Raw genomic sequence first — 25,020 nt, forward strand, 5'->3', positions numbered from 1 at the left:
CCGCCCGTGGCCCAGGGCCGCCGGCTCGCCCGCCGAGCAGGCGGCCCCGGCCGGGCCACCCGCCGAGCAGGTCCGGGCGGCCGGGCCACCCGCCGCAGGTCCGGGCGGCCGCGCCGACCCGCGCCGAGGGCCGGCGACTGCTGGCGGCGTCAGTCCGGGTCGCCGGTCACGGATTCCTGGGCCGCGCGGCGCAGGGAGCGGTGCCGGGCCAGGTCCTCCCGGGGCGGGCCGCCCGGCCGGACCCGCTCGGCCGGCCGTACCGCCGGCTGGGCCGGCACCCGGGGCGCCTGCTCGACGTCGGTGACCAGGTCCTCGGTCTCCTGGACCAGGTAGTGCGGCCGGCGTTTGGTCTCGTAGTAGATCCGGCCGATGTACTCCCCGATCACCCCGAGGATCATCATCTGGATGCCGCCGAGGCCGATCACGCTGACGATGATGGTGGTGTAGCCGGGGACGTCGATCCCCTTCTCGACGGCGTCCGCGACCACCCAGGCCATGTACGCCACCGCGATCAGGGTGAGGAAGAGGCCGCCGTAGATGGCCAGCCGCAGCGGCCGGTTGTTGAACGACAGCAGGCCGTCGAACGCGTAGTTGAAGAGCTTGCCGAACGTCCAGCGGCTGCGCCCGGACTGGCGGGTCTCGTTGCGGTGCGCCACCACGACGGTCCGGAAGCCGATCCAGGAGAAGAGCCCCTTGGAGAAGCGGTTGTATTCCGGCATCGCCAGCACCGCGTCCACCGCGAGCCGGGACAGCAGCCGGAAGTCACCGGCCCCGTCCAGCAGCCGTACGTCGATCCACCAGTTGACCATCCGGTAGAAGGAGCGCGAGGCCAGCATCCGCAGGAACCGGTCGCCGCGCCGGTCCCGCCGGGCGATCACCTGGTCGAAGCCCTGCCGGTAGAGCGCCACCATCTCGGGCAGCAACCGCGGCGGGTGCTGCAGGTCGGCGTCCATGATCACGACCGCGTCGCCGGTGGCCCGCTCCAGGCCGGCCAGCATCGCCGCCTCCTTGCCGAAGTTCCGGCTCAGTGACGTGTACCGCACCGTCGGATCGTCGGCGGCGAGCCGGCGCAGCGCCACGAGCGTGCCGTCCTCGCTGCCGTCGTCGACGTACACCACCTCGATCTCGACGTCGGTCAGCTCCGCCAGCGCGGCGGTCACCGCCGTGTGCAGTCGTTCGACCGACGCTTCCTCGTTGAAGCAGGGCACCACCACCGACAGCCGCACCGTGGTCACTCCGTCCAGCCCGTCCGGGATCCGCCGCCGGCCGCGGGAGGCCGGGCGGCGGGCTGGTCAGAGGTGGTAGACCAGCACACCATCGACATCCTCCCGGGTGATGCCCAGTCCGTCGACCGGCCGGTCCGCGATGCCCTCCCAGGGCGTCCCGCCGGCCCGGCTCGGCACGGCCACCACCGACCGCACCCCGAGCCCGCGCAGGTAGGCGATGCTGGTCGCGTCGGGGAAGGAGGCGATCGCCATCCGGGTCTGCGCCTGGCTGACCGGCTCGAAACCGGCCAGCCCGTTCGTCACCCGGGGGAAGCCGTCGGTCGTCCACAGCATGTAGTTCAGGTCGTTGATGCCGCCGGCGGGCAGCACCAGCATCGGCTCCTGCGCCCGGCCCATCGCGGCCGGCGGCCGGGGCACCTCGGGGTGCGGGGTCCGGTTCAGCCCTTCGACGGTGACCAGCGCCAGCGGCACCAGCAGGACCGCCGGCAGCAGGATCCGGGCCCAGCGCCCGGGGGACGCCTTGCGCGCCGGCTCGGCCAGCACGGTGACCAGCCCGGCCGCCAGCAGCGCAAGCAGCAGGCTGGTCCAGATCATCATCCGGCCGGGCGTCCGCAGCGCGTCCCAGCCGGGCAGGTGCTTGGAGAGGGTCAGGTACCCCGGGTCCCCGTCGCCGCCGAGGCTGGTGCCCAGGCCGAGCAGCACGGTGCCGAGCACGCCGAGCCCCAGCGCGATCCGGTGCCGGACCGGGTAGACCGAGATGAGCAGCCCCGCGGCGGCCAGGCCGATCAGCGTCATGCCGGGCAGCAGCGCCATCTCCGGCGGCCAGGTGAGCTGTTCCCGGGCCGCCGCGTGCCGCTCGCCCCACAGCCACGAGTCGGCCGGGGCGGTGACGAAGCCCCGCAGCGGCGGCGAGAACAGTTTCGTCCAGTCCAGCGTGCGCTGGGCCTGCGGGTTCAGGTCGACGACGTGCAGGTAGACCAGGCCCAGCAGCAGGGTCACCGCGCCGAAGACCGCCCCACCGGCCAGGTCGGCGGCCAGCAGCCGCCGGCCGAACGGGGGCCGTTCCCGGCGCCGCCACCAGGACCAGCCGTAGCAGCCGGCGGCGACCAGCACCGCGGCCAGCAGGAAGTAGACCAGCGGCAGGCCGATGCCGAAGCCGAGGGTGATCTGCCAGGCGGCGACGAGCCAGCCGGCCAGCGCCCACCCGGGCCGGCGCCGTTCCGGCCGGTAGCCGTGCCGCAGCGACCAGCCGTGGCCGCGGGCCAGCATCGCCAGGGACAGCGCGATCCCGCCGGTGGACAGGATGTTCAGGTGCCCGGCGTGGGCCAGCCGCCACGGCGCGTACGCCCAGGCGACCCCGGCCACCGCCGCACCCCAGCGGCCCGAGCCGAGCTGCCGGGCCAGCGCGTACGCCCCGACGAAGGCCAACGCGAAGACCAGCACGTACGTGACGTTGTAGCGGACCAGGGCGGCCGCGAAACCGGAGCCGAGCATCCCGATCGGGGCGTACCCGAGCAGCGTGTCGCTGTAGGCGTAGGTGTACTTCTCCGGATAGAACGTGTTCGAGTCCCACAAGTTGGACGGGTCGGTCAGCAGACCGTGCCCGGCCCAGGCCAGTTGCCACGCCTGCAGGGTGGGGTCACCGAGGTCGCCGGGGATCGTGCTCGCCGGGTGCCGCAGCGTCGGCCAGGTCAGCGCGACCGCGAGCAGCAGGCCGCCGAGCACCGCCCAGGTCCATTCGTGGCGTAGCCAACGCCACCGGCCCAGGCCGTCCCGGGTCGGGGCGGCGGGGGCCTGGTCGTCGTCGGCGAGCCCGGTGCTCGCGGGGGTGTCGGTGGACCCGGTGGTCATGACGATGGATCATCCCTTGTGCCGTCGGCCCTGTCGATCAGGGGTCCGTAGTGTGGGCTCGTCGCGCCGGTACCGGTGATTTTGCCGATGCGGACGACGGCCGCGCCGTCGAAGGATGACACATGTCGATGTGACCCCACCCGTAGGGAGTGCCCGACGTGTCATCACCAACCACCATCCGTCCCCGTTCCGTCGCTGTCCGTACCCTCCGCGCGGCGCTGGCCGCCGTCCTGGTCGCCGGTGGCGTGCTCGGCGCGTCGTCCGGCGCCGCGCAGGCCGCGGAGAACCCGTACGAGCGCGGCCCCGACCCCTCCGTGGCGATCCTGGAGGCCAGCCGCGGCCCGTTCAGCGTCTCCACCCAGAACGTCTCCTCGCTGAGCGTCACCGGCTTCGGTGGGGGCGTCATCTACTACCCGACCACCACGAGCGAGGGCACCTTCGGCGCCATCGCGATCTCGCCCGGCTACACCGCCGCCTGGTCCAGCATCGACTGGCTCGGGCCGCGGCTCGCCTCGCACGGTTTCGTGGTGATCGGTATCGAGACGATCACCCGGCTGGACCAGCCGGACAGCCGGGGTCGGCAACTGCTGGCCGCGCTCGACTACCTCACCCAGCGCAGCTCGGTGCGCGGCCGGATCGACGCCAGCCGGCTCGCGGTCGCGGGCCACTCGATGGGTGGCGGCGGCAGCCTGGAGGCGGCCGCGTCCCGTCCGTCGCTGCAGGCCGCCGTGCCGCTGGCACCGTGGAACCTGGACAAGACCTGGTCCGAGCTCCGGGTGCCGACCCTGATCGTCGGCGGTGAGGCCGACAGCGTCGCCCCGGTGGCCACCCACTCGGAGCCGTTCTACAACAGCATCCCGGCCTCGTCGGAGAAGGCGTACCTGGAGTTGAACGCGGCCAGCCACTTCTTCCCGCAGACCGTGAACACGCCCACCGCGCGGCAGATGGTGGCCTGGTTGAAGCGGTTCGTCGACGACGACACCCGCTACGAGCAGTTCCTCTGCCCGGGACCGAGCGGCCTGGCGATCGAGGAGTACCGCAACACCTGCCCGAGCGCCTGACGCCCGGCGGGCGGCCGTGACCGCCCCGGGCCCGGCCCGCCGTCGCCCCGTGCGGCGGCGGGCCGGTCGCGTCCGCGCCCGCCGCCGCCCCGTGCGGTGGTGGGCGCGGACGCGGTCGGAGCTCTTGACGCCGGACCCGAGAAACGTACACTCCCAGTGTAAATATCGCGCCCCGCCGGAGCGAGGGATGGGTCAATGGAGCATGGGCTCGCGCTGCACCACATCGGGGTGCGCTTCGGTGGCCTCACCGCCCTCGACGACGTCTCGCTGCGGGTGCCCGCCGGCCGCGTGGTCGGCGTGATCGGGCCCAACGGCGCCGGCAAGACCACCCTGTTCAACGTCGTCTGCGGCTTCGTCGCCCCGGACACCGGCACGATCACCCTGGACGGCCGGCCGCTGCGGCCCCGCCCGCACCGGCTGACCCGGCTGGGCATCGCCCGCACGCTGCAGGGCACCGGGCTCTTCGCCGGCCTCACCGTGCTGGAGAACGTGATGGCCGGCGCCACGCACACCGCCCGCGCCGGCTTCCTGCCGGCGCTGCTCGGCCTGCCGGCGAGCGACCGCGACGAACGCCGGCTGCGCGGTGAGGCGCTGGCCGTGCTCGACCGGCTGGGCATCGCCGGGCACGCCGCCGCCGCGCCCGGCACGCTGCCCTTCGCGGTACGCCAGCGGGTCGCCCTGGCCCGCGCGCTGGTGGCCCGGCCCCGGCTGCTCCTGCTCGACGAGCCCGCCGGCGGCCTCGGGGCCGAGGACATCGCCGAGCTCGCGGAGCTGATCCGCGAACTGCCCCGCCGCGACCCGGATCCCTGCGCGGTGCTGCTGGTCGAGCACCACATGGACCTGGTGATGTCGGTCTGCGACGACATCGTGGTGCTCGACTTCGGTCGGGTGATCGCCGCCGGCACGCCGGACCAGGTGCGCGACGACCCCGCGGTCGCCGACGCCTACCTGGGCGCCGCCGTCGACGAGGCGGCGGCATGAGCGGGTCCAGCGGCCGAATCGGCGCCCCACGGCAGGGAGGCGGCGGCATGAGCGAGCAGGGCGGGCGGTCGGACGCCGGGGAACTGCTCACCGTGCGCGGGCTGGTCGCCGGCTACGGTGCCGCGCCGGTGCTGCACGAGGTCGACCTCGCGGTGCCCGCCGGCAGCATCGCGGCCGTGGTCGGGGCCAACGGCGCCGGCAAGAGCACCCTGCTGCGGGCCCTGTCCGGGATGCTGCGCCCGGTGGCCGGCCAGATCCTCCTCGCCGGGGAGGATCTGCGCGGCGTACCGGTGGAGCAACTGGTCCGCCGGGGCATGGCGCACGTCCCGGAGGGGCGGGGGGTGATCGGCGAGCTGACCGTCGACGAGAACCTGCGGCTCGGTGGGCTCTGGCGCCGCGACCGGGCCGACGCCGGCCGCGCCCGCGACGAGGTCTACCAGCTCTTCGAGCCGCTGGCCCGGCGCCGCCAGCACCTCGGCCACCAGCTCTCCGGCGGCGAACGGCAGATGCTCGCCCTCGGCCGGGCCCTGGTCGGCCGGCCCCGCCTGCTGCTGCTCGACGAACCGTCGCTCGGCCTGGCCCCCCGGGTGGTCGCCCAGATCATGGCCCTGCTCCGCCAGCTCCGCGACAGCACCGGGCTGACCGTGCTGCTGGTCGAGCAGAACGTCCGCAGCGCGCTCTCGGTCGCCGACCAGGGGGTCGTGATGGCGCTCGGTCGGGTGGTCCGCGCCGCCCCGGCGGAGCGGCTGCGCGACGACGTCGACCTGCGTCACGCGTACCTCGGTTTCTGACCCTCGTCTGCTCCGAAGGAGGACTGTGGAGCGCTTCGTCTTCCTCACCTTCGACGGCCTCTCCCGGGGTGCCGTCTACGCCGCGTTCGCGCTGGCGCTGGTGCTCATCTGGCGGGCCGCCCGGATCGTCAACTTCGCCCAGGGCGCGATGGCCGTCGCGGCCGCCTACGTCGCCTACAGCGTGACCGCCGCGACCGGCTCCTACTGGCTGGGCTTCCTGGCCGCGCTCGCCGCCGGGCTGCTGCTCGGCGCGGTGGTGGACCGGGCCGTGATGCGCTTCGTCGACCACACCTCGCCGCTCAATCCGGTGATCGTCGCGCTCGGGCTGGTGCTGCTCATCCAGGCCGTCCTCGGCATGATCTACGGCAACGAGTTCCGTCCCGCCGGCACCCCGTTCGACCGGGCCGCGCTCACCGTCGGCGGGTTCGCCGTCGTGTCCCCGTACGACCTGTTCGTCTTCGCCACGGTGGGGCTGATGATGGTCGCGCTCGCCTGGATCTTCGCCCGGACCCCGGTGGGCCTGCGGATGCGCGCCGCGGCCTTCGCCCCGGAGGTCTCCCGCCTGCTCGGGGTCAACGTGGGCGGCATGCTCGCGCTGGGCTGGGCCCTGGCCTCCGGGGTGGGCGCCCTGGCCGCCATGCTGGTGATCCCCACCGAGCTGGGCCTGCACCCGAACGCCATGGACCTGGTCTTCGTCTCGGCGTTCACCGCGGCGGTGGTCGGCGGCCTGGACAGCCCACCGGGCGCGGTGGTCGGCGGGCTGGTGGTGGGCCTGGTGCTCTCCTACGTGAGCGGGTACGCCGGCAGCGACCTCACCCCGCTCGCGGTGCTGGTCCTGCTGCTGGCGGTGCTGCTGGTCCGCCCCGGCGGGCTGTTCGCCCCGGTCACCGCGAGGCGGGTGTGAGCGCCACCCGGGCGGCGGCGCCGCCGGAGCGGGCGGCGACCGGCGCCCCGGCCGACGGGCGGCGCGGGAGCACCCTGCTGCGGCACCTGGCCGTCGCGGTAGCCGTGGCGCTGCTGGTGCTGGCGGCCAGCTACGGCCTGGCGCCGTTCCGCAACTTCCAGCTCGCCACGGTGGCGGCCTACCTCTGCGCGACCGCCGGGCTGACCGTCCTCACCGGCCTCAACGGTCAGCTCTCGCTCGGGCACGGCGCGCTGATGGCGACCGGCGCCTACACGGTGGCGCTGTGCCAGGGCGCGTTCGCCGACCACGGGCTCACCGGTGGCTGGCTGCTGGCGGTGTCGCTGGTCGCGGCGATCCTGGTCACGGTCGCCGTCGGCGCGGTGGTGGGGGCGGCCGCGGCCCGACTGCGCGGGCCGTACCTGGCCGGCGTGACGCTGGCGGTCGCGGTCGTGGTGCCGGCCCTGACGGTGACCTTCGACGGCGTCTTCAACGGGGACCAGGGGCTCTCGGTCCCGGTCGAGCCGCCGCCGCTGGCGCTCGGCGCCTACTTCCCGTACGAGCGGTGGCAGCTCTGGATCGCCGCGGCGGGCACCCTGCTCGCCCTGGTCCTGCTGGCCAACCTGGTCCGCAGCCGGTACGGCCGCACCTTCCGGGCGGTCCGGGACGACGAGGTGGCGGCGCGCCTCGCCGGCATCCACGTGGCCCGTACCCAGGTGCTGGCCTTCGTGGTCAGCGCGGCCGGCGCCGGGCTCGGCGGCGCGCTGCTCGCGGTGCTGGCGCAGAGCGTCTCGCCGGGGGCGTTCTCGCTGACCCTGTCCCTGTTCCTGCTCATGGCCGTGGTGATCGGCGGTCTCGGCCGCCTCGCCGGGGCGCTCTGGGGGGCGGTCCTGCTGGTCGTCCTGCCCGACCTGACGCACTCCGTGACCGAGCTGTTCACCGTCTCGCCGGCGGTGGCGCAGCGGCTGGAGGGCAACCTGCCGTTGGCGATCTTCGGGATCACCCTGGTCGTCGTCATGATCGCCGCGCCCGGCGGCGTGCAGGGACTGCTGTCCCGGCTCGGCCGGGAGCTGCTGGCCCGGTGGCCGGGGCGGCGGTCCTAGCAAGTCCCGGCGGCCCGCCGCCGGCATTTCCACCCACCACCATCCCACCCACCACCACCCGATTCGAGGAGAACCGGACCGAGGAAAGGTCGGTGTTCCAGATGAACCGTACGGTACGAGGCGGTCTCGCGATCGCCAGCACCATCGCCCTGCTCGCCAGCGTCGTCGCGTGCGGCGACGACGGCGGCTCGGGGGGCGCCGGACGCGGGGCGGTGCCCGGCGTCACCGACACCGAGATCGTGGTCGGCACCCACATGCCGTTGACCGGCCCGGCCTCGGCCGGCTACTCGAAGATCGCGCCGGCCACCAAGGCGTACTTCGACTATGTCAACGCCAACGGCGGTGTGCACGGCCGCAAGATCACTTACAAGATCATGGACGACGGCTACAACCCGGCCAACACCCAGCAGGTGGTCCGCCAACTGGTCCTGCAGGACAAGGTCTTCGCCGTGCTCAACGGGCTGGGCACGCCCACCCACACCGGGGTGCTCGACTTCCTCAAGAGCAACCGGGTCCCCGACCTCTTCGTCGCCTCCGGTAGCCGCAGCTGGGACCAGCCGGACAAGTATCCCGGCACGTTCGGCTTCAACCCGGACTACACGGTGGAGGGCAAGATCCTGGCCAACCACGTGAAGACCACGCTGCCCGGCAAGAAGGTCTGCTTCCTCGGCCAGGACGACGACTTCGGCCGGGACAGCCTGGCCGGGGTGGAGCAGGTGCTCGGCGCCGGGACCGTGGCGGTCAAGCAGACGTACGTCACCAGCAACACCAACGTGGCCCCGCAGATCGGCGCGTTCAAGGCGGCCAGCTGCCAGGTGGTCATCCTGGCCACCGTGCCCGGCTTCACCGCGCTGTCCATCGGCACCGCGGCCCGGTTGGGCTTCAAGCCGCAGTGGCTGGTGTCCAACGTGGGCGCCGACCACCCGACGCTGGCCAAGCAGCTCGGCGCGGCCGCCGGGCTGCTGGAGGGCATGGTCGGCGGCAACTACCTGCCGATGCAGAACGACGCCGCGAACCCGTGGATCCAGCTCTTCACCAAGGTGAACAAGGAGCACAACGGCGACGCGCCGTTCGACGGCAACATCGTCTACGGCATGTCGGTCGGGTACCTGTTCGTGCAGGCGTTGCAGGTTGCCGGCCAGGACCTCACCCGGGAGTCCCTGCTCAAGGCGGTCGCCAAGGGCGGCTTCCAGGGTCCGGGGCTGGCGCCGCTGCGCTTCTCCGACTCCGACCACTCCGGATACGGCGGGGAGCGGCTGACCCGGGTCAGCGGCGGCACGCAGGCCTACTTCGGGCCGACCTACGAGACGGACGAGGGCGACGGCCCGGTACGCGAGTACAGCGCGCCGGCGGTGACCCCGCCGGCCAACGGGATCCCGACCGCGTCCTGACCGGCACGCCGGCCGGGTGTGGTCAGCGGACCCGCCCGGCCGGCGTCGCCCGGTCAGCTGAGCCGTTCGACGATCATCGCCATGCCCTGGCCGCCGCCCACGCACATGGTCGCCAGCCCGACCTGCCGGTCGTGCCAGCGCAGCGAGTTGAGCAGGGTGGTGGTGATCCGGGCGCCGGTCATCCCGAACGGGTGCCCGATCGCGATCGCGCCGCCGTTGACGTTCAGCCGGTCCTCGTCGACGCCCAGCTGGTGCGCGCTCGGGAGCACCTGTGCGGCGAACGCCTCGTTGATCTCGACGAGGTCGATGTCGGCGATCGACATGCCGGCGTGCCGCAGCGCCCGTCGGGACGCCTCGACCGGGCCCAGCCCCATCACCTCCGGGGAGAGCGCGCTCAGCCCGGTGGCGACGATCCGGGCCAGCGGGGTCACCCCCAGTTCGCGGGCCCGCACGTCGGAGAGCACGACCAGCGCGGCGGCGCCGTCGTTGAGCGGGCAGCAGTTGCCGGCGGTCACCGTGCCGTCCGGCCGGAACACCGGCGCGAGGGCGTTCACCGCGGCCAGGGTCACCCCGGGGCGCGGCCCGTCGTCGGCGGCGACCACCGTGCCATCGGGCAGGGTGACCGGGGTGATCTCCCGGGCCCAGAAGCCGTCGGCGATCGCCTTCTCGGCGAGGTTCTGCGACCGTACGGCGAACTCGTCCTGGCTGCGGCGGGAGATCCCGTGCAGCTGGGCCACGTTCTCCGCGGTCTGTCCCATGGCGACGTAGACGTCGGGCAGCTCACCGTCCTCGCGCGGGTCGTGCCAGCGGGGCGCCCCGCCGGCGGCCCGGTCCGCGGTCCGGGTCACCGCGTCGGCGAACCGTGGGTTGGCGCTGCCCGGGTGGCCGTCGCTGCGGCCCCGGTCGTACCGGGAGACGCACTCGACCCCGGCCGAGACGAAGGCGTGGCCCTCGCCGGCGCGGATGGCGTGCAGCGCCATCCGGGTGGTCTGCAGCGACGACGAACAGTAGCGGTTCACGGTGGTCCCGGGCAGGTGGTCCAGTCCGAGCAGGACGGCGACCACCCGGGCGAGGTTGTGCCCCTGCTCGCCGGCGGGCTGGCCGCAGCCGAGCATCAGGTCGTCGAGCTCGCCGGGGTCGAGCTGCGGCACCTGGTCGAGGGCGGCCCGCACGATGGTGGCGGCGAGGTCGTCGGCGCGCAGCTCGTGCAGGGAGCCCTTGTTGGCGCGGCCGATCGGTGAGCGGGCGGCGGCGACGATGACGGCGTCGGGCATGTCGGGGGTCCTTCCCGGGGCAACGGATTAAATGTGCACCGACGGTGCGATTATCGGGCGGGCCGTGTCAACGGAATGTGAGATATCGAGCGTCTTCCCTCGTTGACGTGTGCCGGTGCCGCCCCTAGTGTTTGCATCGTGAATGCAGATTCAGGCCGGCTGGCCGGCCGGGTCGCCCTGGTCACCGGGGCCAGCCGCGGGATCGGGCTGGCGGTGGCCCGCCGGCTGGTCGCCGAGGGGGCGCGGGTCGGGTTGACCGCCCGCCGGCCGGAGGCGCTCGCCGCGGCGGTCGCCGAGCTGGGCGGTCCCGACCACGCCGTCGCGGTGCCCGGTCGGGCCGACGACGCCGCGCACCGCCACGCGGCGGTGCACCGGGTCGCCGAGGCGTTCGGCCCGGTCGACATCCTGGTCAACAACGCCGGCACCAACCCGGTGTACGGGCCTCTGCTCGACCTCGACCCGGCCGCGGCCCGCAAGATCCTCGACGTCAACCTGGTCGGCGCCCTCGGCTGGGTGCAGGAGGTCTGCGCGGCCGGCATGACCGACCGGGGCGGCTGCGTCGTCAACGTCACCTCGATCGCCGGCCTGACCCCGTCGCCCGGGATCTCCTTCTACGGCGTGAGCAAGGCGGCGCTCGACCACCTCACCGCCTGCCTCGCGGTCGAGCTCGCCCCGGCGGTCCGGGTGAACGCGGTCGCCCCGGGCGTGGTGAAGACCCGGTTCGCGGCCGCGCTGCACGAGGGCCGGGAGGAGGAGGTCGCCCGGGCGTACCCGCTGGGCCGCCTCGGCGTACCCGACGACGTGGCCGGCGCGGTCGCCTTCCTCGCCTCCGCCGACGCGGCCTGGATCACCGGGCGGACACTCGTGATCGACGGCGGGATCACCCGCGCCGGTCGGGCCACCGGATGACCGCCCCGGGCACGCGCCGCGGACTGACCGTGGCCGGGGCGGGCGTGGTGGTGACCGGGGCCGGCTCCGGCATCGGCGCCGCGCTGGCCGCCCGGCTCGCCGCCGACGCCGCCGACCGGCCCGGGCCGGAGTGGACCGCGGGCGCCGGCGTCGCGCCGGTGCCGTCGCGGTGGAGACGGAGCAGCTGATGGACTTCCGCCACGACGAGACCACCGAGCGGCTGCGGGAGCGGCTGCTCGCCTTCATGGCCGAGCGGATCCACCCGGCCGAGCCGGTGTTCGAGGAACAGGCGCGCGAGCGGGTCGACCCGTGGTCCACCCCGCCGGTGGTGGCCGAGTTGCAGGCCGAGGCGCGCCGCCGTGGCCTGTGGAACCTCTTCCTCCCCGGCGCCCTCGGCGCCGGACTGACCAACCTGCAGTACGCGCCGCTGGCCGAGATCACCGGCCGCTCGCCCGGGCTCGCCCCGGTCGCGCTCAACTGCGCCGCGCCGGACACCGGCAACATGGAACTGCTGGCCCGGTTCGGCAGCCCGGAGCAGCGGGAGCGCTGGCTGGTCCCGCTGCTGGCGGGCCGGATCCGCTCGGCGTTCGCGATGACCGAGCCGGCGGTCGCCTCGTCGGACGCCACCAACATCGCCACCCGGATCGAGCGGGCCGGCGACGAGTACGTGGTCAACGGCCGCAAGTGGTTCGTCACCGGCGCGCTGAACCCGAACTGCGCGATCTTCGTGGTGATGGGCCGGACCGACCCGGACGCGCCCCGGCACCGGCAGCAGAGCCAGCTCCTGGTCCCCCGGGACACCCCCGGCGTCACGGTCCGCCGGGGCCTGCACACCTTCGGGTACGACGACAGCGACCACGGTGGCCACGCGGAGATCGACTTCGTCGACGCCCGGGTGCCGGTGGGCAACCTGATCGGCGGCGAGGGGGACGGCTTCGCCATCTCGCAGGCCCGGCTCGGGCCGGGCCGGGTGCATCACTGCATGCGGCTGCTCGGCATGGCCGAGCGGGCCCTCGAGCTGATGTGCCGGCGGGTCGCCGACCGGCACGCGTTCGGCGGGCCGCTCGCCGCGCAGGGCGTGGTCCGGGACTGGATCGCCGAGGCCCGGGTCCGCCTCGAACAGGCCCGGCTGCTGGTGCTCAAGACGGCCTGGCTGATGGACACGGCCGGTAACCGGGCCGCGCGGACCGAGATCCAGGCCATCAAGATCGTGGTGCCCGGGACCGTCGAGTGGGTGCTGGACCGGGCCATCCAGGCGCACGGCGCGGCCGGGCTCAGCCAGGACACCCCGCTGGCCGGGCTCTGGGTGCGGGCCCGCGCGCTACGGGTCGCCGACGGCCCGGACGAGGTGCACCGGCAGTCGCTGGCCCGCCGGGAGCTGCGCCGACACCATGCCGACCCGGCACCGGCGCGCGTCTAGACTCGGCGGGCGGTGGGGCGTGGCAGCGTCGAGGAAGGAAGCGCGGATGGGTGGGGTCCAGGCGCCCGGCCGGGTGGACGGGCGGACGGCCCGGGCGGCGCGGACCCGGGCGGCGATCGTCGAGGCACACCTCGCGCTCATCTCCGAGGGGGATCTGCGGCCGACCGGTGAGCGCATCGCCGAGCGGGCCGGCGTGTCGCTGCGTACCCTCTGGACCAACTTCAAGGACATGGAGACGCTCTTCGAGGCCAGCGGCGCCGAGGTGCTCCGCCAGCAGGACGCCGCGTACCGGCCGATCTCGCCGGCGCTGCCGCTGGCCAGGCGGGTCGACGCGTACTGCCGGCAGCGGGCGCGGCTGCTCCAGCTGATCGCGCCGTCCGCGCGGGCGGCGCAGATGCGCGAGCCGGTCTCCGAGCAGCTGCACCGCAACCGCCTGGTGCACATCTCCCGGGTCCGCGACGAGGTCGAGCAGCTCTTCGCGGCCGAGCTGGCCGAGGCCGGGGCCGGCCGGGAGCAGGTGGTGCACGGGGTGGTCGCGGCGAGCATGTGGCCGGCCTGGTCGATGCTGCGTGACGGGCTGGGGCTGGGCGTGGACCAGGCGCGGGCGGTGATGGCCCGCACGGTGAATGCGCTGCTGGCCGAGGCTCTTCCCCGCTGACCGGCCGGTGCTCTTTCCATCCGGTTTCGGATAGGTGACACTCGATGCATGGTTGCTGCATCGACAGTGCAAATAGCTGGACTGCCGGGGCGGGACACCGAGTGCGCCGCCGTCCGCCGGCTGATCGACGCCCTGCCCGGCGCCGGGGGAGCGCTGCTGCTCTGGGGCGACCCGGGCACCGGGCGCAGCGCGCTCGTCGGCTACGCGCACCGGCACGCCGGCCGCTGTCAGGTGCTGGCCGGCGAGGGCCTGGCCGACGAGGCCACCCTGCCGTACGCGGGCCTGCAACGCCTGCTCGACCCACTGCTGGACCGGGCCGACCGCCTGGCCGAGCCGCAGCGCGGGGTGCTCCGGCGGACGCTGGCCGGGGCGGGCTGCCCGGCTGACCAGCGGCTCGCCCTCTCGATGGGCGTGCTCGGGCTGCTCGCCGCCGTGGCCCGGGAGCAGCCGCTGCTCTGCACGGTCGACGACGTCGACCGGGGTGACCCGGCGACGGCGGAGGTGCTCGGCTTCGTGGCCCGCCGGCTCGGTCACCTGCCGGTCGCCCTGCTCGTCACCGCCGGCACGGACGCGGTCGCCGGCGGCGTACCCCGGCACCGGCTCCGGGCCCTCGACGACCGGGCCGGCGCCGCGCTGCTCGCCGCCCGGCTGCCCGGGCTCGCCCCCCGGGTGGCCCGCGAGCTGACCGCGGTCGCCGGCGGCAACCCGCAGGCCCTGGTCGACCTCGCCGAGGCGCTCACCCCCGGACAGTGCCGGGGGGAGGAGCGGCTGCCCGAGACGCCGCCCCTCGACGGCGCGCTGGGCCGCGGCTACCGGTCCCGGCTGGCCGGGCTGCCCGCCGAGGCCCGGCGGGTGCTGCTGCTCGCCGCGCTCGACGAGGACGGCGATCCGGCCACCCTGGTGCGGGCCGCCCGCGCCGCCGGCGCCGGGATCGAGGCGCTCGCCCCGGCCGAGGCGGCGGGGCTGGTCCGGGTCGGCCCGCACCGGGTGACCCTGCCGCAACCGCTGGCCCGGGCCGTGGTGGTGGCACACGCGCCGCTGGCCGAGCGGCGCGCCGCCCACCTGCTGCTCGCCGGGGTGCTCGACGGCCCCGGGCAGCTGCTGCGCCGCACGCTGCACCGGGCCGCCGCGGCCGAGCGCCCGGACCCGGCGCTGGCCGCGGAGTTGGAGGCCGCGGCCGGCGTCGCCGGCGGCGAGGCGGCCGTGACCGCCCTGCACCGGGCCGCCGAACTCAGCACCGAGCCAGGGCAGGCCGCGGCCCGGCTGGTCGCCGCCGCCGGTCGCGCCTGGACGGCCGGGCAGCCACGGCGGGCCGGCCGGCTGCTCGCCGACGCCGCCGCGGCCGGTCCGGTCGATCCGGTGGTGGCCGGCCGGGCCGAGCTGATCCGCGGCGAGCTGGAGCTGCGCTGCGGCTCGCCGTCGGCCGCCACGACCACCCTGCTCGCCGCCGCCCGGGCGGTGTCCGGCGTGGACCGGCTCGCCGCCCTCGGCGGGCTGGTCCGGGCCGGCGAGGCGGTCTGCCACACCGGCGACCAGTTCCGCTACGCCGAGGTGGCGCGTCGGGTGGCCGTCCTGCGCCGCCCCGGCGACCCGCCCGAGGTGGAGCTGCTGACCGCGCTGGCCGCCGGGGTGGCGGCGACCCTGCGCGGGGACCACGAGCGGGCCGGGCCGGCGCTGCGCCGGGCGGTCGTGCTCGGCAACCGGCTGACCGGACCGGCGCTCACCCCGGCCGGGCTGATCGGGGCCGCGGTGGCCGGCCTGCTGGTCGCGGTGGACAGCGCCGCGCACCGGCTCGCCGAGCGGGCCGTCGAGGTGGCCCGGGCCCGCGGCGAGGTGTCCGCGCTGCCCCGGGCGCTGGAGCTGCGCGCGATCGCCGAGTACTGGCTGGGCCGGCACGAGACGGCGGCGGAGACCTCCCGGGAAGGGCTGCGGATCGCCCGGGACAGCGGCCAGGTCAACTCCGCCGGCGTCCACCTGGGCATGCTGGCGGTCCTCGCGGCCGTACGCGCCGACCGGGACGCCAGCCTGCGCCGGATCCGCGAGATCGGCGAGGGCCCCGCCCCGCACAGCCGGCCGCGCGCCCTGGCCCAGTGGGCCCTCGCGGTGCTCGACCTGGTCGACGGCCGGCACGAGGCCGCCACCACCCGGCTCAGCGCGCTGGCCCGCTCCGGCACCGGCCGGGGGCAGGTGCTGATCCAGGTGATGGCCACGCCCTACCTGGTGGAGGCCGCCGCCGGCGCGGCCCGGCAACCGGCCGCCACGGCCGCGCTCGCCGTCTTCGACCGGTGGGCCAGCAGCACCGCCAGCCCGTCCCGGCGGGCGCTCTCCGCCCGCTGCCACGGGCTGCTCGCCCCGCGCGGCAGCGCCGAGGCCGAACGCGGCTTCCGTACCGCGCTGCGGCTGCACCCGACGGACGCGGGGGCGTTCGAACGCGCCCGCACCGAACTGCTCCTCGGCCGCGAGTTGCGCCGCAGCCGCCGGCCGCGGGACGCCCGGGCGTACCTGCACGCCGCCCGGGAGACCTTCGGCCTGCTCGGGCTGACCGTCTGGGCCGAGCAGGCCACCACCGAGCTGCGGGCGGCCGGGGAGTCGGTCGGCACCCCCGAACTGCCGGCCGCCCGGCTGCTCACCGGGCAGCAGCTGCGGATCGCGCAACTGGTCGCCGAGGGCGCCACCAACCGCGAGATCGCCACCCGGATGTTCCTCTCCACCCGGACCATCGACCACCACCTGCGCAACATCTTCCACCGGCTCGGCATCCGGTCCCGTACCGAACTGGCCCGCGCGCTGCACTGAGCAGGGCCGTCGGGACTGGCCCGTGCGCCGCACCGAGCGGGGTCGCCGGGCCGGGGCCGCCGGCGCGGGACGTCAGGGCAGCACGACCGTGCGGGCCCCCTCGCCGCGGGCCATCCGCTCGAACGCCGCCGCGGCGCCGTCCAGGCCGGTCCGGTCGGTGATCAGGGCGGCCGGGTCGAGGGTGCCGTCGAGCACGGCGCGGGCCAGCTCGGGCACGTCCCGGTCCGGGTCGGACGAGCCGTACACCGAGGAGCGCAGCGTCCGCGCGGAGTGGAAGATGTCCAGGGCGCTCAGCTGGACCACGTCGTCGCGCGCGCCCATCCCGACCACGGTCACCTGCCCGCCGCGCCGGGTGGCCCGCCAGGCGGCGCGGATGGTCACGCCGCGGCCGACGCACTCCAGCGCGTGGTCGACGCCGCGGCCACCGGTGCGGTCGCGGACCGCCCGGCTCAGCGCGTCGTCGGCCGGCAGGAAGTCGGTGGCCCCGGCGGCGGCGGCCAGCGCGGCCTTGGCGGGGGAGACGTCGACGGCGAGCACCGGGTCCGCGCCGGCGGCCCGGGCGGCGGCGACCACCGACAGGCCGACGCCGCCGAGCCCGATCACCGCCACCGACTCACCGGGGGCCACCCGGGCGGTCCGCCGCACCGCGCCGACCCCGGTGAGCACGGCGCAGCCCAGCAGGGCGGCGGTGGCGAACGGCAGCTCCACCGGTACGGCGATCACCGCCTCCTGGGGCACCACCACCTCCTCGGCCAGCGCGCCGAGGCCGAGCGTGACGTGCAGCGCCTCTCCGGCCGAGGTCCGGCCGCGGGCGGTGGCGGGGGAGCCGGCCCGCTCGCAGAGCCACGGCTCGCCGCGCCCGCAGTACCAGCACCGCCGGCAGGGCGGGGCCCAGTTCAGCACCACGTGCGCGCCGGGCGTGACCCGGTCCACGCCGGCGCCGACCTCGACCACCTCGCCGGCGGCCTCGTGCCCGAGCACCAGCGGGTACGGCGCCGCCAGCGTGCCGTTGACCATGGACAGGTCCGAGTGGCACACCCCGGCGGCGCGTACCCGCACCCGGACCTCGCCCGGGCCGGGGGCGGGCAGCTCCACGTCCTCCACCGTCAGCGGCTGGCCGGTGCCCCGCGCGACCAGGGCCCTCATCGCTGGATCGCCTTCGTCTGCAGGAACTCGTCCAGCCCGTAGCGGCCCAGCTCCCGGCCGAGGCCGGACTGCTTGTAGCCGCCGAACGGGGCGAGCGGGTTGAACGGCGCGCCGTTGACGTCGACGGCTCCGGTGCGCAGCCGCCGGGCGACCCGCAGCGCCCGCTGCTCGTCGGCGGACCAGACGGCGCCGGCCAGGCCGTACCGGGAGTTGTTGGCGACGGACACCGCGGCCTCCTCGTCGTCGACCGGGATGACCGCGAGCACCGGCCCGAAGACCTCCTCCTGGGCCAGCGCGCTGTCCGGGTCGACGTCGGCCAGCACGGTCGGTGCGACGAACCAGCCCCGCTCGGGCAGCACCGCGTCCGGGCCGCCGGCCAGCAGCCGGGCGCCGTCGGTGAGCCCTCGGGTCACGTGGCGGGTCACCCGGTCCCGCTGGGCGGCGGAGACCAGCGGACCGAGCCGGGTCTCAGCGGCGAAGGGATCACCGACCCGGTAGCCCTCGGCGACCTTGGCGACCAGGGCCAGCGCCTCGTCGTAGCGGTCCCGGTGCACCAGCATCCGGGTCCAGGCGGTGCAGGTCTGGCCGGAGTTGAGGAAGGCGTTGCCGACCCCGACCTTCACGGCGGTGCCCAGGTCGGCGTCGTCGAGGATCACGTTGGCGGACTTGCCGCCGAGCTCCAGCGCCACCCGGGCGATCCGGTCGGCGGCCAGGTGGGAGATGCGCCGGCCGGTGGCGGTCGAGCCGGTGAAGGAGACCATGTCGACGTCCGGGTGGGCGGCGATGGCCTCGCCCACCTCGGCGCCGGTGCCGGGCACCAGGTTGACCACCCCGGGCGGGAAGCCGGCCTCGTGGATCGCGTCGAAGAGCAGGTACGCGGTCAGCGGGGTCAGCTCGCTGGGCTTGAGCACCACGGTGCACCCGGCGGCCAGGGCGGGCGCGAGCTTCGCCATGACCTGGTGCAGCGGGTAGTTCCACGGGGTGATCGCCCCGACTACGCCGACCGGCTCGCGGACCACCAGCGAGTTGCCGACGGTCTCCTCGCCGGGCGGCCGGGCGGCCAGCTCGACGTAGCTGCGCAGCACGGTCAGCGGGAGCCCGACCTGCACCCGGTTGGCGACCTTCAGCGGGGTGCCCAGTTCCCGGGCGACCGTCTCGGCGACGGTGCCGGCCCGGGCGGTCAGCGCGGCGTGCAGCCGGTCCAGGGCGGCGGCCCGCTGCGCCGGGGCGGTGTCGGCCCAGCCGGGGAAGGCGGCCCGGGCGGCCGCCACGGCCCGGTCGACGTCGGCCGCCGTGCCGGCCGGCACGGTCGCCAGGACCTCCTCGGTGGTCGGGTTGTGCACCGGGAGGTGCCCGCCGGAGACGGGGGCGACCCAGGCGCCGTCGAGATAGATGTCGGTCCGTGCGCGCTCCATCGCACCCCTCACCCTGGTCGAAAACTAGCGCTGCAAGTTTCGACTCTAGTGCGCCTCGCCGGCCGGCGGGAGGGGTGGCAGCGGCCCGATGTGCTCCTCGTAGGTGCGGCCGAGCCCGTGGATCAGCGCGTCGAGGCCGAGCGCGAAGGCGCCCTCGTCCACCTGCTGCTGATGCTCGGCGAGCCGGTGGGCCTGGGTCAGGTGCGGGTACTGCTCGGCGTACACCCCGGGGTCCTCGACGAAGCCGCGGGCGAACGACCCGAGCGCGGACCCGGCCACGAAGTAGCGCATCAGCGCGCCGATGTGGGTGGCGCGCGAGGGCGGCCAGCCGGCCGCGACCAGTCCGCCGTAGACGGCGTCGGCCATGGCCAGCGCCGCCGGCCGCCGCCCCGGACCGCGGGCCAGGTACGGCACGATGTTCGGGTGCGCGGCCAGCGCCGCCCGGTAGGAGTGCCCCCAGCGGCGCAGCGCCTCGCGCCAGTCGACCTTCCCGAAGGAGGAGACGTCGACCTGCGCCGTGACGCTGTCGGCCACCGCGTCGAGGATCTCGTCCTTGGTGGCGAAGTGGTTGTACAGCGAGGGCCCGCGTACCCCGAGTTCGGCCGCGAGTCGGCGGGTGGAGAACCCCTCCAGCCCGTCCGCGTCGATCAGCGCCGCGGCGGCCTCGACGATCCGCTGCCGGCTGAGCAGCGCCTGCCTCGGCCGGGGCATCCGTGCCTCCCTCGTTCGCTCGTGGGTTCGCCGCAACTCTGCCACAACGGGGTCTGGACGGAATTAAACTTGCAGCGCTAGTTTATGCCGCATGGACCTTCAGCTCTCCCCGGAGCAGGCGGCCGTCCGACGACTCGCCGCCGAGTTCGTCGACCGGGAGGTGGCCCCGCACGCGGCAGCCTGGGACCGGCGCGAGTCGGTCGACCCGGAGATCGTGGGAAAGCTCGGCCGGCTCGGCTTCCTCGGGCTCACCATCGGCGAGGACGACGGCGGCTCCGGGGGCGACCACCTCTCCTACTGCCTCGTGCTCGAGGAGCTGGGCCGGGGCGACTCCGCCGTCCGCGGCATCGTCTCGGTGTCGCTGGGCCTGGTCGCCAAGGCCATCGCCGCGCACGGCACCGCCGGGCAGCGGGCCGAGTGGCTGCCCCGGCTCTGCGCCGGCAGCGCCCTCGGCTGCTTCGCCCTCACCGAACCCGACAGCGGCTCGGACGCCGCCGCGCTGACCACCCGGGCCGTCCGCGACGGCGGTGACTGGCTGATCAGCGGCGCGAAGACGTTCATCACCAACGGCACCACCGCCGACGTCGTCCTGGTCTTCGCCCGCACCGGCGGCGCGGGGCACCGGGGCATCACCGCCTTCCTGGTGCCCACCGACGCCGCCGGGCTGACCCGGCGGGAGATCCACGGCAAGCTCGGGCTGCGCGGGCAGGCCACCGGCGAACTCCGCTTCGACGCCGTCCGGGTGCCGGACACGGCCCGCCTCGGCCCGGCCGGCGGCGGGTTCCGGATCGCCCTGGCCACCCTCGCCAAGGGTCGGATGTCGGTGGCCGCCGGCTGCGTCGGCATCGCGCAGGGCTGCCTCGACGCGGCGGTCCGCTACGCCGGGCAGCGCACCCAGTTCGGCAAGCCCATCGCCGGACACCAGCTGGTGCAGCAGCTGCTCGCCGCCATCGCCGTCGACACCGCCGCCGCCCGGCTGCTGGTGTGGCGGGTGGCCGACCTCATCGACCGTGGCGAGCCGTTCGCCACCGAGGCGTCGATGGCCAAGCTCTTCGCCAGCGAGGCCGCCGTCCGCGCGGCCAACAACGCCGTCCAGGTCTTCGGCGGGTACGGCTACATCGACGAGTACCCGGTCGGCAAGTACCTGCGCGACGCCCGCGTCGCCACCCTCTACGAGGGCACCAGCCAGATCCAGCAGCTGCTCATCGGACGCGCGCTCACCGGCGTCAACGCCTTCTAGCCAAGGAGAACCCGTGACCAGATTCGCCGACCGGGTCGCCGTCGTCACCGGCGCCGCGCAGGGCATCGGCGCGGCCACCGCGCACCGGCTCGCCGCCGAGGGCGCCGCCGTCGCCGTGGTCGACCTCGACGAGGCGCGCAGCCAGGCGGTCGCCGACGAGATCACCGCGGCCGGCGGCCGGGCCGTCGGCATCGGCTGCGACGTGACCGATGCCGCGGCGGTCGCCGCCATGACCGACCGGGTGGTGCAGGCGTACGGCGGGCTGCACGTGCTGGTGAACAACGCCGGCATCACCCGCGACGACCTGCTGTTCAAGATGCCCCTGGGGCACTGGGAGGCGGTGCTCACCACCAACCTGACCAGCATGTTCCTCTGCTGCCAGGCCGCCCAGCAGCACATGGTCACGGCCCGCTACGGCCGGATCGTCAACCTGAGCAGCCGCTCCGCACTCGGCAACCGGGGCCAGGTCAACTACGCGGCCGCCAAGGCCGGGGTGCAGGGCCTCACCGCCACCCTCGCCATCGAGCTCGGCCCGTACAACGTCACGGTGAACGCCGTCGCGCCGGGCTACGTGGCCACCGCGATGACCGCCGCCACCGCCAACCGGGTCGGCAGCAGCCCCGAGGAGCACCAGCGGATGGTCGCCGAGCACACCCCGCTGCGCCGGGTCGCCCAGCCGGCCGAGATCGCCTCGGTGATCGCCTTCCTGGCCAGCGACGACGCGTCGTACGTCAGCGGACAGACCCTGTACGTCAACGGCGGCGCGCGCTGAGGCGCGCCGGCGGACCAGCACCCGGAGGGGACATGGACTTCGCGCTTTCCGACACCGAGCGGGCGATCCGCGACACCGCCCGCGACTTCATCACCCGGGAGGTGATGCCGCTGGAGCAGGAGCTGCTGCGCCGGGAACGGGCGCACCAGCCCGGGCTGGAGCACAGCGAGCTGCGCGAGTTGCAGCTCAAGGCCCGCAAGTTCGGCTTCTGGGGGCTGGCCACCCCGGAGGAGTACGGCGGCATGGACCTGCCGGCCGTCACCCAGTCGCTGATCTGGACCGAGCTCGGCCGCTCGTTCGTGCCGTTCCGCTTCGGTGGCGAGGCGGACAACATCCTGTTCCACGCCAACGACGAGCAGAAGCGTGAGTTCCTCGTCCCGACCATCGAGGGCGAGCGGCGCAGCTGCTTCGCGATCACCGAGCCCGGCGCCGGCTCCGACGCGGCCAACATCAAGCTCAGCGCCCGCCGGGACGGCGACGACTGGGTCCTCAACGGCGAGAAGACCTTCATCACCGGTGGCCACGAGGCGGACTTCGCCATCGTGATCGCGGTGACCGACCGGGAGAAGGGGGCCCGCAACGGCGGCGCCACCGCCTTCCTGGTCGACCGGTCGATGGGTTGGCGGTCGGAGTTCATCCAGACGATGGGGGAGGGCGGGCCCGCCGCGCTCGTCTTCGAGGACGTCCGGGTGCCGCACCGCAACATCCTCGGCGAGCCGGGGCAGGGCTTCAGCCTCGGCATGGAGTGGATCGGCAAGGGGCGCTACACCATCCCGTCGCACGCGCTCGGCATCGCCGAGCGGGCGCTGGGGATGGCCATCGACTACGCCAACACCCGGGAGACCTTCGGCGCGAAGATCGGCACCAACCAGGCCATCCAGTGGATGATCGCCGACTCGGAGACCGAGCTGGAGGCGGCTCGCTGGCTCATCCTGCGCGCCGCCTGGACCGTCGACCAGGGCCTGGACCCGCGGCACGCCTCGTCGATGGCGAAGCTCTACGGCGCGGGCATGGTCAACCGGGTGGTGGACCGGGTGCTGCAGATCCACGGCGGCATGGGCTACACCCGGGAGCTGCCCATCGAGCGCTGGTACCGACAGGTCCGGCTGTACCGCATCTTCGAGGGCACCGACGAGATGCAGCGGCTGATCATCTCGCGCGACCTGCTGCGCGGCTACACCAAGCTGGGCGGGCACCTGGCATGAGGACCTTCGCCACCCTCGAGGAACTGGCCGCGGCGACCGGCGAGACGCTCGGCCCCGGCCCCTGGCTCCGGATCGACCAGCAGCGCGTCGACCGGTTCGCCGACGCCACCGACGACCACCAGTGGATCCACATCGACCCCGAACGGGCCGCCGCCGGCCCGTTCGGCGGCACCATCGCGCACGGCTACCTGACCCTGTCCCTGCTGCCGGCGCTGGTCAGCGGACTGTACCGGGTCGAGGGGGTGACCATGGGGGTCAACTACGGGCTCAACCGGGTGCGGTTTCCCGCCCCGGTCCGCGTCGGTGGCGCGGTACGCGCCACCGCGACCGTCGCCGACGTGTCCCCGGTGGACGGCGGCGTGCAGGTCGTCACCGCGGTGACCGTGGAGAGCGACGCGGGCGGCAAGCCGGTCTGCGTCGCCGAGACGGTCAGCCGCCTGCTGCGGGGGGCGGCCCGATGACCGCGCTGTCGCTGGCCATGGTGCTGGCCGAGTCCGCCCGCCGGCACCCCGACACCGTGGCCGTGGTCGACGGCGAGCAGCGGGTCACCTACGCCGAGCTGTGGCTGGAGGCGCGCAGCTACGCGGCCGGCCTGCGCGAGCTGGGCATCGGGCCGGGCGACCGGGTGGCCCTGCTGGCCCCGAACGTCGTGGACTTCCCCCGGGTCTACTACGGCGCTCTCGCCGCCGGCGCGGTGCTCGTGCCGGTGCACCTGCTGCTCACCGTCGACGAGGCGGTGCACGTGCTGGCCGACAGCGGCGCGAAGCTGCTGGTCTGCCACAGTTCCCAACTCGCGCTCGGCGCGGCCGCCGCGGCGGCGGCCGGCGTCGCGCTGGTCACCGTCGGGCCGGCGGCGGCCGGCGCGGTCGCGCCCCGGCTGGAGGAGCTGAGCGACCCGCTGCCCCCGCTGCCGTCGTACCTCACCCGGTCCGCGGAGGACCCGGCGGTGGTGCTCTACACCAGCGGCACCACCGGGGTGCCCAAGGGCGCCCTGCTCACCCACCTCAACCTGGTCCTGAACGCCACCGTCAACGTCTTCGACGCCAACGACGCGCGCAGCACGGACGTGGTGCTCGGGTGCCTGCCGCTGTTCCACAGCTTCGGCCAGACCGTGGCGATGAACGGCACCTTCCGGATCGGCGCGACGCTGGTGCTGCTGAGCCGGTTCACCGGGCCGGCGGCCATCGACCTGATGCTGCGCGAGGGGGTGAACGTCTTCCACGGCGTGCCGACCATGTACGTGGCGCTGCTCGACGCCGCCCGGGATCGGGACGACCTGCCCCGGCTGCGGCTCTGCGTCTCCGGCGGCGCGTCGCTGCCGGTGGCCGTGCTCGAACGGTTCCACGCCGCGTTCCACACGACGATCTTCGAAGGGTACGGACTCTCCGAGACCTCACCCACCGCGACCACCAACCAGCCGCACTTCGGCACCCGTCCCGGCACCATCGGGCACCCGGTCTGGGGGGTGGAGGTGGAGATCGCCCGGGCAGAGGTGGAGGACCGGATCGAGCTGCTGCCGGCCGGCGAGCTCGGCGAGATCGTCATCCGCGGGCACAACGTCTTCGCCGGCTACCTGGGGCGGCCCGAGGCGACCGCGGAGGCGGTGGTGGACGGCTGGTTCCGCAGCGGCGACCTGGGCCGTAAGGACGCCGACGGGTTCATCACCATCGTCGACCGGAAGAAGGACATGATCATCCGGGGTGGCTTCAACGTCTACCCGCGCGAGGTGGAGGAGGTGCTCGCCCGGCACCCGGCGATCGGCCAGGTGGCCGTGATCGGGGTGCCCGATCCGCGGCACGGCGAGGAGGTCTGCGCGGTGGTGGTGGCCGATCCGGCTGGCCCCGGCCTGCCCGACGAGCAGGAGCTGATCGACTGGTCGCGGGAGCATCTGGGCCGGCACAAGTACCCACGGCAGGTCCGCTACGTCGACGCGCTGCCGATCGGGCCGAGCCACAAGGTGCTCAAGCGGGAGCTGCGCCGGACCCTGACCCCGCCGACGGACTGACCGGCCCGCCGTCCCGCCGTGCGGCGTGCCGTCTGGCTCGCCGTGCGGCACGGCGTCTGGGCCGCCGAGCGCGCGGCGTCTGGCTCGCCGTGCGACACGGCGTCTGGGCCGCCGTGCGACACGGCGTCTGGGCCGCCGTGCGGCGCGGCGTCTGGCTCGCCGTG

At 74.9% G+C, this 25,020-nt stretch carries 22 protein-coding genes; 16 read left to right on the forward strand and 6 right to left on the reverse strand.

The genetic code is table 11. The features are described from left to right. Positions 1 to 149: 149 nt before the first annotated feature. Complete coding sequence (locus LQ51_RS19630; protein WP_082159535.1) at positions 150 to 1,235, reverse strand: glycosyltransferase family 2 protein; 1,086 nt, start codon at positions 1,233 to 1,235, stop codon at positions 150 to 152. Between the two features lie 57 nt (positions 1,236 to 1,292). Next, positions 1,293 to 3,077 (reverse strand): hypothetical protein, encoded by a 1,785-nt coding sequence (locus tag LQ51_RS19635; protein ID WP_046567809.1) that lies wholly within the window; start codon positions 3,075 to 3,077, stop codon positions 1,293 to 1,295. 158 nt (positions 3,078 to 3,235) lie between these two features. Between LQ51_RS19635 and LQ51_RS19640 the strand changes: the two genes are divergently transcribed. The 6 genes from LQ51_RS19640 to LQ51_RS19665 all read left to right on the forward strand — a co-directional run bounded on the left by LQ51_RS19640 (position 3,236) and on the right by LQ51_RS19665 (position 9,305). Next, entirely contained in the window at positions 3,236 to 4,138 is a 903-nt protein-coding gene (locus tag LQ51_RS19640) for an alpha/beta hydrolase family protein (RefSeq protein WP_046567838.1), read from the forward strand. A 195-nt stretch (positions 4,139 to 4,333) separates the two neighbouring features. Then, positions 4,334 to 5,119 carry an ABC transporter ATP-binding protein gene (locus LQ51_RS19645; protein WP_046567811.1) on the forward strand — a complete coding sequence of 262 codons (786 nt, stop codon included), beginning with the start codon at positions 4,334 to 4,336 and terminating at the stop codon, positions 5,117 to 5,119. 47 nt (positions 5,120 to 5,166) lie between these two features. Then, entirely contained in the window at positions 5,167 to 5,910 is a 744-nt protein-coding gene (locus LQ51_RS19650; protein WP_046567812.1) for an ABC transporter ATP-binding protein, read from the forward strand. A 25-nt stretch (positions 5,911 to 5,935) separates the two neighbouring features. Further along, complete coding sequence (locus LQ51_RS19655) at positions 5,936 to 6,814, forward strand: branched-chain amino acid ABC transporter permease (RefSeq protein WP_046567813.1); 879 nt, start codon at positions 5,936 to 5,938, stop codon at positions 6,812 to 6,814. Continuing rightward, positions 6,811 to 7,914: a branched-chain amino acid ABC transporter permease gene (locus tag LQ51_RS19660; protein ID WP_046567815.1), complete on the forward strand. Its 1,104-nt coding sequence runs from the start codon at positions 6,811 to 6,813 to the stop codon at positions 7,912 to 7,914. The genes LQ51_RS19655 and LQ51_RS19660 overlap by 4 nt, the downstream gene beginning before the upstream one ends. Positions 7,915 to 8,015: 101 nt before the next feature. After that, complete coding sequence (locus LQ51_RS19665; RefSeq protein ID WP_052744980.1) at positions 8,016 to 9,305, forward strand: ABC transporter substrate-binding protein; 1,290 nt, start codon at positions 8,016 to 8,018, stop codon at positions 9,303 to 9,305. 53 nt (positions 9,306 to 9,358) lie between these two features. Here LQ51_RS19665 and LQ51_RS19670 read toward each other — a convergent pair whose 3' ends face one another. Then, a complete protein-coding gene (locus tag LQ51_RS19670; RefSeq protein ID WP_046567817.1) occupies positions 9,359 to 10,579 on the reverse strand; it encodes an acetyl-CoA C-acetyltransferase in 1,221 nt (406 codons plus the stop codon). Positions 10,580 to 10,717: 138 nt separating this feature from the next. On the opposite strand from LQ51_RS19670, the gene LQ51_RS19675 reads away from it, so the two are divergent. From LQ51_RS19675 to LQ51_RS19695, 5 genes are read left to right on the forward strand one after another with little or no spacing between them, the layout of a single operon-like run. Continuing rightward, positions 10,718 to 11,488: an SDR family oxidoreductase gene (locus tag LQ51_RS19675; protein ID WP_046567818.1), complete on the forward strand. Its 771-nt coding sequence runs from the start codon at positions 10,718 to 10,720 to the stop codon at positions 11,486 to 11,488. Beyond that, positions 11,485 to 11,676, forward strand: coding sequence for a hypothetical protein (locus LQ51_RS19680; RefSeq protein WP_046567819.1), 192 nt, complete (start codon positions 11,485 to 11,487; stop codon positions 11,674 to 11,676). The genes LQ51_RS19675 and LQ51_RS19680 overlap by 4 nt, the downstream gene beginning before the upstream one ends. Further along, complete coding sequence (locus LQ51_RS19685; protein WP_046567840.1) at positions 11,676 to 12,908, forward strand: acyl-CoA dehydrogenase family protein; 1,233 nt, start codon at positions 11,676 to 11,678, stop codon at positions 12,906 to 12,908. Before LQ51_RS19680 ends, LQ51_RS19685 begins: the two co-directional genes overlap by 1 nt. A 46-nt stretch (positions 12,909 to 12,954) precedes the next feature. After that, entirely contained in the window at positions 12,955 to 13,566 is a 612-nt protein-coding gene (locus LQ51_RS19690) for a TetR/AcrR family transcriptional regulator (protein ID WP_046567821.1), read from the forward strand. Positions 13,567 to 13,614: 48 nt separating this feature from the next. Continuing rightward, the gene (locus LQ51_RS19695; RefSeq protein ID WP_046567823.1) at positions 13,615 to 16,362 is read left to right on the forward strand and encodes a helix-turn-helix transcriptional regulator; all 2,748 of its coding nucleotides are present in this window, start codon (positions 13,615 to 13,617) and stop codon (positions 16,360 to 16,362) included. A gap of 72 nt (positions 16,363 to 16,434) precedes the next feature. Here the strand turns inward: LQ51_RS19695 and LQ51_RS19700 are convergent, their stop codons facing one another. Genes LQ51_RS19700 through LQ51_RS19710 form a run of 3 tightly spaced genes read right to left on the reverse strand, consistent with a single transcriptional unit; the run spans position 16,435 to position 19,634 of the window. Further along, positions 16,435 to 17,508 carry an alcohol dehydrogenase catalytic domain-containing protein gene (locus tag LQ51_RS19700; RefSeq protein WP_046567825.1) on the reverse strand — a complete coding sequence of 358 codons (1,074 nt, stop codon included), beginning with the start codon at positions 17,506 to 17,508 and terminating at the stop codon, positions 16,435 to 16,437. Further along, positions 17,505 to 18,923, reverse strand: coding sequence for an aldehyde dehydrogenase family protein (locus tag LQ51_RS19705; RefSeq protein ID WP_046567826.1), 1,419 nt, complete (start codon positions 18,921 to 18,923; stop codon positions 17,505 to 17,507). Before LQ51_RS19705 ends, LQ51_RS19700 begins: the two co-directional genes overlap by 4 nt. 45 nt (positions 18,924 to 18,968) lie before the next feature. Continuing rightward, the gene (locus LQ51_RS19710; protein WP_046567828.1) at positions 18,969 to 19,634 is read right to left on the reverse strand and encodes a TetR/AcrR family transcriptional regulator; all 666 of its coding nucleotides are present in this window, start codon (positions 19,632 to 19,634) and stop codon (positions 18,969 to 18,971) included. Between the two features lie 91 nt (positions 19,635 to 19,725). Here LQ51_RS19710 and LQ51_RS19715 point away from each other — a divergent pair, with 91 nt between their 5' ends. Genes LQ51_RS19715 through LQ51_RS19735 form a run of 5 tightly spaced genes read left to right on the forward strand, consistent with a single transcriptional unit; the run spans position 19,726 to position 24,856 of the window. Further along, on the forward strand, positions 19,726 to 20,874 hold the full coding sequence (locus LQ51_RS19715; RefSeq protein ID WP_046567829.1) for an acyl-CoA dehydrogenase family protein: 1,149 nt from the start codon (positions 19,726 to 19,728) through the stop codon (positions 20,872 to 20,874). 13 nt (positions 20,875 to 20,887) lie between these two features. Next, complete coding sequence (gene fabG, locus LQ51_RS19720) at positions 20,888 to 21,646, forward strand: 3-oxoacyl-ACP reductase FabG (protein WP_046567831.1); 759 nt, start codon at positions 20,888 to 20,890, stop codon at positions 21,644 to 21,646. A 32-nt stretch (positions 21,647 to 21,678) separates the two neighbouring features. After that, complete coding sequence (locus LQ51_RS19725) at positions 21,679 to 22,851, forward strand: acyl-CoA dehydrogenase family protein (protein WP_046567832.1); 1,173 nt, start codon at positions 21,679 to 21,681, stop codon at positions 22,849 to 22,851. Continuing rightward, positions 22,848 to 23,312 (forward strand): MaoC family dehydratase, encoded by a 465-nt coding sequence (locus tag LQ51_RS19730; protein ID WP_046567834.1) that lies wholly within the window; start codon positions 22,848 to 22,850, stop codon positions 23,310 to 23,312. Before LQ51_RS19725 ends, LQ51_RS19730 begins: the two co-directional genes overlap by 4 nt. Further along, positions 23,309 to 24,856: a long-chain-fatty-acid--CoA ligase gene (locus LQ51_RS19735; RefSeq protein WP_046567836.1), complete on the forward strand. Its 1,548-nt coding sequence runs from the start codon at positions 23,309 to 23,311 to the stop codon at positions 24,854 to 24,856. The genes LQ51_RS19730 and LQ51_RS19735 overlap by 4 nt, the downstream gene beginning before the upstream one ends. The last annotated feature ends 164 nt before the right edge of the window (positions 24,857 to 25,020 follow it).

The sequence above is a fragment of the Micromonospora sp. HK10 genome (assembly GCF_000982955.1).
GTDB lineage: Bacteria > Actinomycetota > Actinomycetes > Mycobacteriales > Micromonosporaceae > Micromonospora.

Coding starts and splice junctions, on each gene's coding strand:
- LQ51_RS19715 (WP_046567829.1), top strand. CDS start 19,726: ATGGACCTTCAGCTCTCCCCGGAGCAGGCGGCCGTCCGACGACTCGCC.
- LQ51_RS19730 (WP_046567834.1), top strand. CDS start 22,848: ATGAGGACCTTCGCCACCCTCGAGGAACTGGCCGCGGCGACCGGCGAG.
- LQ51_RS19665 (WP_052744980.1), top strand. CDS start 8,016: ATGAACCGTACGGTACGAGGCGGTCTCGCGATCGCCAGCACCATCGCC.
- LQ51_RS19690 (WP_046567821.1), top strand. CDS start 12,955: ATGGGTGGGGTCCAGGCGCCCGGCCGGGTGGACGGGCGGACGGCCCGG.
- LQ51_RS19700 (WP_046567825.1), bottom strand. CDS start 17,508: ATGAGGGCCCTGGTCGCGCGGGGCACCGGCCAGCCGCTGACGGTGGAG.
- LQ51_RS19685 (WP_046567840.1), top strand. CDS start 11,676: ATGGACTTCCGCCACGACGAGACCACCGAGCGGCTGCGGGAGCGGCTG.
- LQ51_RS19710 (WP_046567828.1), bottom strand. CDS start 19,634: ATGCCCCGGCCGAGGCAGGCGCTGCTCAGCCGGCAGCGGATCGTCGAG.
- LQ51_RS19635 (WP_046567809.1), bottom strand. CDS start 3,077: ATGACCACCGGGTCCACCGACACCCCCGCGAGCACCGGGCTCGCCGAC.
- LQ51_RS19705 (WP_046567826.1), bottom strand. CDS start 18,923: ATGGAGCGCGCACGGACCGACATCTATCTCGACGGCGCCTGGGTCGCC.
- LQ51_RS19680 (WP_046567819.1), top strand. CDS start 11,485: ATGACCGCCCCGGGCACGCGCCGCGGACTGACCGTGGCCGGGGCGGGC.
- LQ51_RS19725 (WP_046567832.1), top strand. CDS start 21,679: ATGGACTTCGCGCTTTCCGACACCGAGCGGGCGATCCGCGACACCGCC.
- LQ51_RS19695 (WP_046567823.1), top strand. CDS start 13,615: ATGGTTGCTGCATCGACAGTGCAAATAGCTGGACTGCCGGGGCGGGAC.
- LQ51_RS19650 (WP_046567812.1), top strand. CDS start 5,167: ATGAGCGAGCAGGGCGGGCGGTCGGACGCCGGGGAACTGCTCACCGTG.
- LQ51_RS19645 (WP_046567811.1), top strand. CDS start 4,334: ATGGAGCATGGGCTCGCGCTGCACCACATCGGGGTGCGCTTCGGTGGC.
- LQ51_RS19670 (WP_046567817.1), bottom strand. CDS start 10,579: ATGCCCGACGCCGTCATCGTCGCCGCCGCCCGCTCACCGATCGGCCGC.
- LQ51_RS19735 (WP_046567836.1), top strand. CDS start 23,309: ATGACCGCGCTGTCGCTGGCCATGGTGCTGGCCGAGTCCGCCCGCCGG.